This is a genomic window from Pseudomonas agronomica, from assembly GCF_025917275.1.
In the GTDB taxonomy this organism is placed as follows: domain Bacteria; phylum Pseudomonadota; class Gammaproteobacteria; order Pseudomonadales; family Pseudomonadaceae; genus Aquipseudomonas; species Aquipseudomonas agronomica.
The window spans coordinates 1-6,171 of record NZ_JAOSHO010000309.1 but is presented as its reverse complement, the minus strand read 5'-3'; the positions used below and the strand labels follow the sequence as shown (position 1 = coordinate 6,171).

Below are 6,171 nucleotides of genomic sequence, written 5' to 3'. Positions count from 1 at the left end.
CTCGGTTCCAATCGCGCCTACCAAACAAAATCCGCTCTGCTAGGCGGTCTAGAAGGGTCAACCGAGAGGTTGGCCCTTTTTTGCGTCTGGGGTTTGCATAGCTCCGACGTAGGAGGTTTCTGAAAATCTCTTCAAGGGCACTAATCTGACCCCAAGCCCCTCGCCGGAGATTTTTTATCGCGTTACGCTCTGAGCATTTTCAGAAAAGAGGTTTGGTAAAACGGTGGATAGGCGTATCGCTGGCTTTACTACCGGCTGCTCGCTGCCATGCATCGAGCCTTGATTTCACTGTATAGTATTTGAGCAATTCGATAGATTTGGTGACGTTATGACAGTAGCAGCTCAAAGCAAAGGCTCTTGGTCGGGGCCGACCATCGCCATGACTATGGTTGCGGCATGCTTGGTCATGACTGATCAAATGGCATTTGCGGAAGTAGCGCCAGCCAAGCGGTCAGCTGAAGCAGCGAAGCGGACCCAGGCGAACGTGCAGGATATTGTGAAAAGTGTTGTTGGCGAACTGGGCAAGCTCGAAACCGACATGAGTAAATACACCAGGATTTTGTGCGAGGCAGAGGTTCCGGAGCGCCATCTGGAAGACCACCCTTTTGGCTTAATCGCAGACAACCTGAGGTTTGTAGAGAAGAGGCTCCGTGAAGCCGGTACTCCGGTCGGGCACGAAAAAGAGTTCAATACACTGCTTCGAGCTGTAGCGAAGGCGCGCTCGGTCGCGGCGATGAATGATTCCCTGATACGTCAACGCACGATCGTCCCGAATGTCATCGAGAGCGATATCGACTTGGAAGGGCTGAAAACCTTGACGACCCGCAACACACAGCGTCTGATCGATCAAGTCGGATAGTGGCGATTCGAGTCGAAATCCATCCTGAATTGCGGGGTGATATCGAGTTGGCACTCGCAGCTCATCCTTTTGCACTAGACCAGATAATTAAAGATTTTACCGTCTGCATGGATAGCAAAGGTCAGACACTTCCCAGTTACATGGGGTGTGATCAGCCATATCACAAGCCGGCAGCGGCTCGATCCGGCCAACTTCGCCATATTCATATCGCTCTACCACCCCAAACGTTCAGGGCCTCCGATCGGCAAGCCTACAGAAAGTGCGAAATAAAGCGGCCGCAGTTGGATGCCGCTTTGGTCTACGTGCAGGGCGAGCTTTATGAAGACCGATACATGATCCTGGCATTCTTCGCGCCGTATGCGCACGACAAGGCGAAGGTCGATGCGGTGATGACTAGGCTTGGGATACTGGCTAAACAATTCCGAGACGAAAACTGAATTATGATGAAAACCTGTTTGAGGACGCTCGGAGCTCGCCTCGCTAACAGTGTAGTGATCCCCGCCGCTTGGGTATCGGGGCTTGCGACGATAGGATTCGTGTGGGGCATGATAGAGTTTTCGTCCGGTAAGCTTACCGTCGAAGGACGTCAGCTCTTCCTGGCTTCTATTTCTATATTTTGCCTCTCCATATGGCATTTGATACGGCGCAAGCGGCGAGCAAAAGCACTTGTAGCATCCATCAACCTAAAAGAAGGTCTGAGCCTTGATGATACTCAGATGCTCGGTTATCCAAGCCCCCTGTTTTTTGTCTTTGACCTCTCCAGCAAGAAACTCGCTCAATGCCAAAGCGCCACCGGCGATTATCAAATTCAAGACTTCACGTGGGTAACAGGCTGGCAGTGTGAGTGGCAACAGATTGACAGCAAGGTATCGGGCGGCGTTCTTCAAATAGTCGAAGGGGCAGGCACGAGCGTTCCAGCCGACGAAATTCGGCGCAGATTCATAAGATTCTCTCTGGTTTTGACGGTTGCCGATACGAGTCATCCTCCCCTCCGTTTTCCAATGAACCGGAGCGCAGCTGAAGGGTGGTGTGCCCGGTGCGAGGTACTTTTCAAGTGCTGAGCGCGGAAAAGTGAACGAAAACGGAACAGACCACAGTTATGCATTCACGGTATTGGCCTCGTTTCAGTACCGCGCCGACGCCAACTGAGCGGCACCAAGCTAGAATGCGTTATGAGTAGAAGTGACCAGGTCTATCCAATGGATGATGCAACAAAGGCGCGCTTACAATGGCTGGATCAATCAGCCGAAGATCATGGTTGGAACAATCGTGAGGAAATCAACGCGAGCGAAAAATGTATCTGCAGTGCCTGCGGCCAATGGTCTAAACCAGCTCAAATCACGAAATGGCACGACGAGAAACACGCCTGCTGCCCTTATTGTGGGTTGGCCGGTGTTGTGATTGGTTCCGAGGCGGGATTACCGCTTGAGGAATACGAGAACAGTCGAATTCCTGAGTAGCAAGCCTTCCAAATAATTCGCCCGTTGGGCACTCCTGAACCCGCCATTGAGCGGTTTTTCCATTTCCAATAGGAGGGAAACGGGGGCAGACCACGATTGTGATACGGTCCGATTACCGACTCAAATCGTGGTCTGTCCCGGATTTCCCCGGATTTCCCTATGTTGGCATTTTTATAATAGGTGGGGTTGAATAGCCGACCCACTGATGGAATACGAGACGGTTTATGCAGTTCAAACGCGGCTTCAGCATCCTCGGTTTCGCTATGATTATCGTTATGGCGGCTGGGTGTAAGTCCTACACTGAGAAAGCAGCGGATGGCTTGCCAAACTCCCAAACCGCAGGTATTCGGGCGATAGAGAAGACGCTCACTATTGCCAGCGTAGATGGAGCTGACACCCTGTATACGTTGTACACGCAGCGTACCGAATATCGCTTGTCTCCAGGAAAGCACCGCCTGGAAGTGAAAAAGTGGACGGGAACACGAGCGACGAGGCCAATTTTTCGGGACGTTGACCTAAAAGCCGGGCGGGAATACGGTCTCAAGTCGATGCCAAGTGAAGACTGGTGGGACTTTAAGATCGAGGATATGGAATCAGGTGAGCGGATAGATACTCCGGTCATCCCTTAAACCTCTCACTCGTTCCGCTGGCGCGAAGTGACCCGCCTAGGTTACAAGCTGCTGGTAACGGCTGACCTGGGCAGCGGCAAGGAGACGCTTCGTTGAAAATTCACCCTGATTGGATTGGTAATAAGGGAGCCTCTACTGAAGCGCTCGAAGCTCTTCGTGTGGCGGCGCCTCGACACTTGCCTATCGATTATTACCAGCTTCTAGCGTTCAGCGACGGAGGAGAATGCTCGTGTTCGGCCCACCCCTTCAATTTTTGCCTTGATTCGGCGGACACCGCTTCAGACGTCGAGCAGATAGCTATTTTCCATAAAATTGCACCTGGCCTATTTGTTTTTGGAAGCGATGGTGGAGGACAATTGTTCGCTTTCGATCTGCGTGGATCGGAGCCTTGGCCCATAGTAACGTTTGATGGCGTGGACCTGGATGGAAGCATAGCGACCGTGGCAAGCAGTTTCACTGAGTTTCTCAAGCTGGTCGGCTAAGAGGAATCGGGGACAGACCACGATTACGAGACGGATGAAGGCACAGCCGTGTGCCGCGAGCGGCAGCGACGCAGATTCCTACACAAATTTCGGAAGCCAGCACATTGCACGATATGTATGCGCGAACTATTGTCTCTCTGTCGCCCAGATAGCGACTCGGGTTTGGCGACTCGATTGAATGAAGCGCAGAAGCTCCTGCCCATTATCAATTGAAGGTACTCCCCATGACCCGATACATGCCCATCACCGGCATCGACTGCATCCCCGCAACCCTGCTCATCGACACCGAAGCGCCTCTAGACGTCCTTTTCGAAACCGCCGATTACCGCATCCGCACGGTGACCCAAGTCTTGGAAAATATCGCGTTTCGCTCTGACATCAGCTCAGACACGGTAGTGCTGACTGATTTTTGTAAATTGCTGACCACGTCATTGCGCGATGGTTGTGACGTCATGGATGTGATCGGGCGACGATTGCGAGCGCAGGTGGCGGAATAAATGAAACGGGCGACTTGTCAGTCGCCCGTTTCTCTGACAAATGTATGGCTGCAAAATGTACGTGATGCCGGCCTGATTGCCGGGCTCTTTCGACTCCTTGGGCCTTCCAAAAGCTCTCTCGCACTCTCGCCCCAAGCATCAGTCTTCAACGATATGCGCCATATCTCGGGCCTTGGCTACATGACCGATCGCTCGGACAAACTCCTCGCTGTCACCATCAGCCAACACTTGAGAAAGATATTCAATGGCTGCTTCATCGCTATCGAGCAGCGCAGCCATATCAAATGTCGTCAGGTTTTGACTCATGTTCAAATCTCCTTTGCCAATTCTCGCTCGCCGAACAGGACGGGGCAGGGGCCGGCTACGGTTTGTGATGCGGGCCGGATACAAGCGGACCCAAAATAGCAATCTCTCCCCCAGCCGGCGCTCAAGCCTGCCGCTTGTTTCAATCACCGATTTCTCGCAATCACCCCACTCATATACTGATTCAAATCCCGCAGATCCATAACGCTCCAGGCATGTGGCGGTAGCCTGACGCCGTTCTCTCGCAACGTCTTTGGAATCAAGTCGCCATTCGGGCGAAGTATTATCGAGGACACGATAACGCCTGGATAATCACTCAGTCGCTTTTTGAAGGCGGACGTCGTGAGGTCAGGTGTGGGAGGGTTGCTTTTTCCAGCCAGTGGGCCCGTTGCCTTGAGGTCTGTTCCATGGCACATGGCACATCTCTGCAGATAGAGGTCTTTGCCGTTGGCGTTATCCGCAAAGGAAGATGCAGGTTGGATGAGCGACAAGTTTCCTAGCGCTGCGATAAACAGCGTTTTTGCAATCGATGGGAAAGTGCTTGGCACGCGTTTGCTCATGAGGACCGTCCATGGTTCGAGGGGGCCACAGGATGACGCATCTACCCGCTGGCTTGCAAAATTAGATATCTCTCGTGACGGACGCCCGCTAGCATGAAGACGCTTCGTAGGAGACGGAGCGGTTCATTGCCATAAAAAAGGAGCGTCGTACGTTTGAAAACCATTGACCGAATTTTGCTGGGACTGGGGCTGTTGATTCCTCTTTGGTTGTTTGCTGGTGTGGCGCTGACATCGCTGGGCTACCCGGGTTATAGCCATCTCGACCAGGCAATGAGCGTGTTGGGCGCGGTAGGGGCACCCACGCACGGTTATTCCGCCTGGGTGAACAACTTTCCGCTGGGCGTGCTGTTCGTACTGTTCGGGATAGGTTTGGCGCGAAACTTCGCAGGATCGCGCCTCGCCCTGTTCAGTGCCGTTTTAGTATTGTTCCACGGCCTGGCGAGCTTCGCCGCTGGCTATTTTTCTTGTGATCAGGGATGTGCACCAGCGCAGCCTTCAACTTCCCAGCAGCTTCATAACCTGGCCGGTTTGATCATGTTCGTCTCAATGGCGCTGGCCATTGGCTTGTGGAGTTTCCTCGGCAAAGAACTATTGTCGTCACCTGGATTCGGAAGGTTCTCGATGCTTTGCTTGATCCTGGCTGTCGTGACGGTAGCGATGATGTCCAAGGCATTCACCGAAGGGTATGGATTTGGCCTGTACCAAAGGCTTAATTACGGCGTATGCGTCGTGTGGATCTCAACCTTGGCATGGATCGCTCTTCGTGCTGAAGTAACCCCGGCAAGCGCCCGTTAATGGGCGGCTCATAACCCGTCTGCCCCGGCGGACATACTTAAACTCCATCTCACCGACTTTTGGATAGGGAAATCAATGAACAACTCCAAGCTTTCGATTGCGCTGTCCTGTGCCGTTGCACTCTTGATGTTGAGCGGATGCGCTGCTTCCGTGAAAAGCGGCGGAACTGAAACGCTTGTTATCCAGGAGTCAGCCAAGCAAAACCTGGTGGTGAACTTCCAGGGAAACAGCAACGTTCAACAGAACGAGGACTGGCCTCGCTTGAAACAGGAATGGCGCGATGCCCTGCAAGTCGAAGCGACGCGCGCCGGCTACAGCCTTGCGGAGGGCCAGTCTTCAAGTCCTGGGGGTAAAGAGGGGGTTGGCATCAAGATCAACGTGAGCAATTTCCGTTATTTGACGCCTGGCGCACGCTACGGCGCAGGGGTCATGGTGGGGAATGCGTGGGTCAATTCCAGTGCAGATTACTCGGACTTGAAATCAGGCCGCCTGATTGGCACCCGGACGTATGACACGTCGTCGTCTGCCTGGGAAGGCGTCATGTCGGCGATGACCAAGGAGCAGGTCGAGGCTATTTCCCAGAAAA

10 protein-coding genes and 1 pseudogene are annotated in these 6,171 nt (G+C 53.2%); 8 read left to right on the top strand and 3 right to left on the bottom strand.

All coding sequences use genetic code 11. From position 1 onward, the window contains the following. Positions 1–406: 406 nt before the first annotated feature. Positions 407–859 (top strand): hypothetical protein, encoded by a 453-nt coding sequence (locus OC610_RS19145; protein WP_264429862.1) that lies wholly within the window; start codon positions 407–409, stop codon positions 857–859. Next, positions 859–1,296: a type II toxin-antitoxin system YafO family toxin gene (locus OC610_RS19140; protein ID WP_264429861.1), complete on the top strand. Its 438-nt coding sequence runs from the start codon at positions 859–861 to the stop codon at positions 1,294–1,296. The genes OC610_RS19145 and OC610_RS19140 overlap by 1 nt, the downstream gene beginning before the upstream one ends. A gap of 246 nt (positions 1,297–1,542) precedes the next feature. Here the strand turns inward: OC610_RS19140 and OC610_RS19135 are convergent, their stop codons facing one another. Continuing rightward, complete coding sequence (locus tag OC610_RS19135; RefSeq protein ID WP_264429860.1) at positions 1,543–1,842, bottom strand: hypothetical protein; 300 nt, start codon at positions 1,840–1,842, stop codon at positions 1,543–1,545. A gap of 216 nt (positions 1,843–2,058) precedes the next feature. Here OC610_RS19135 and OC610_RS19130 point away from each other — a divergent pair, with 216 nt between their 5' ends. From OC610_RS19130 to OC610_RS19115, 4 genes are all read left to right on the top strand, one after another. Further along, positions 2,059–2,319: a hypothetical protein gene (locus OC610_RS19130; protein WP_264429859.1), complete on the top strand. Its 261-nt coding sequence runs from the start codon at positions 2,059–2,061 to the stop codon at positions 2,317–2,319. Positions 2,320–2,543: 224 nt separating this feature from the next. Beyond that, positions 2,544–2,948 carry a hypothetical protein gene (locus OC610_RS19125; protein WP_264429857.1) on the top strand — a complete coding sequence of 135 codons (405 nt, stop codon included), beginning with the start codon at positions 2,544–2,546 and terminating at the stop codon, positions 2,946–2,948. 92 nt (positions 2,949–3,040) lie between these two features. Next, positions 3,041–3,430, top strand: coding sequence for an SMI1/KNR4 family protein (locus OC610_RS19120; protein WP_264429856.1), 390 nt, complete (start codon positions 3,041–3,043; stop codon positions 3,428–3,430). 224 nt (positions 3,431–3,654) lie between these two features. Next, positions 3,655–3,927, top strand: a complete 273-nt coding sequence (locus tag OC610_RS19115; RefSeq protein ID WP_018610855.1) for a hypothetical protein — start codon at positions 3,655–3,657, stop codon at positions 3,925–3,927. A gap of 141 nt (positions 3,928–4,068) precedes the next feature. On the opposite strand, the pseudogene OC610_RS19110 reads toward OC610_RS19115, so the two are convergent. Next, a pseudogene (locus OC610_RS19110) lies at positions 4,069–4,233 on the bottom strand (helix-turn-helix domain-containing transcriptional regulator); the annotation flags it as partial. A gap of 143 nt (positions 4,234–4,376) precedes the next feature. Beyond that, on the bottom strand, positions 4,377–4,790 hold the full coding sequence (locus OC610_RS19105; protein WP_264429854.1) for a c-type cytochrome: 414 nt from the start codon (positions 4,788–4,790) through the stop codon (positions 4,377–4,379). Between the two features lie 153 nt (positions 4,791–4,943). Between OC610_RS19105 and OC610_RS19100 the strand changes: the two genes are divergently transcribed. Together OC610_RS19100 and OC610_RS19095 are read left to right on the top strand one after the other, a co-directional pair. Beyond that, a complete protein-coding gene (locus OC610_RS19100) occupies positions 4,944–5,585 on the top strand; it encodes a DUF998 domain-containing protein (protein ID WP_264429853.1) in 642 nt (213 codons plus the stop codon). 75 nt (positions 5,586–5,660) lie between these two features. Further along, positions 5,661–6,171 (top strand): hypothetical protein (locus tag OC610_RS19095; RefSeq protein WP_264429852.1); only part of this gene is annotated, 511 nt, incomplete at its 3' end.

Coding starts and splice junctions, on each gene's coding strand:
- OC610_RS19145 (WP_264429862.1), top strand. CDS start 407: ATGACTGATCAAATGGCATTTGCGGAAGTAGCGCCAGCCAAGCGGTCA.
- OC610_RS19135 (WP_264429860.1), bottom strand. CDS start 1,842: ATGACTCGTATCGGCAACCGTCAAAACCAGAGAGAATCTTATGAATCT.
- OC610_RS19130 (WP_264429859.1), top strand. CDS start 2,059: ATGGATGATGCAACAAAGGCGCGCTTACAATGGCTGGATCAATCAGCC.
- OC610_RS19125 (WP_264429857.1), top strand. CDS start 2,544: ATGCAGTTCAAACGCGGCTTCAGCATCCTCGGTTTCGCTATGATTATC.
- OC610_RS19115 (WP_018610855.1), top strand. CDS start 3,655: ATGACCCGATACATGCCCATCACCGGCATCGACTGCATCCCCGCAACC.
- OC610_RS19105 (WP_264429854.1), bottom strand. CDS start 4,790: ATGAGCAAACGCGTGCCAAGCACTTTCCCATCGATTGCAAAAACGCTG.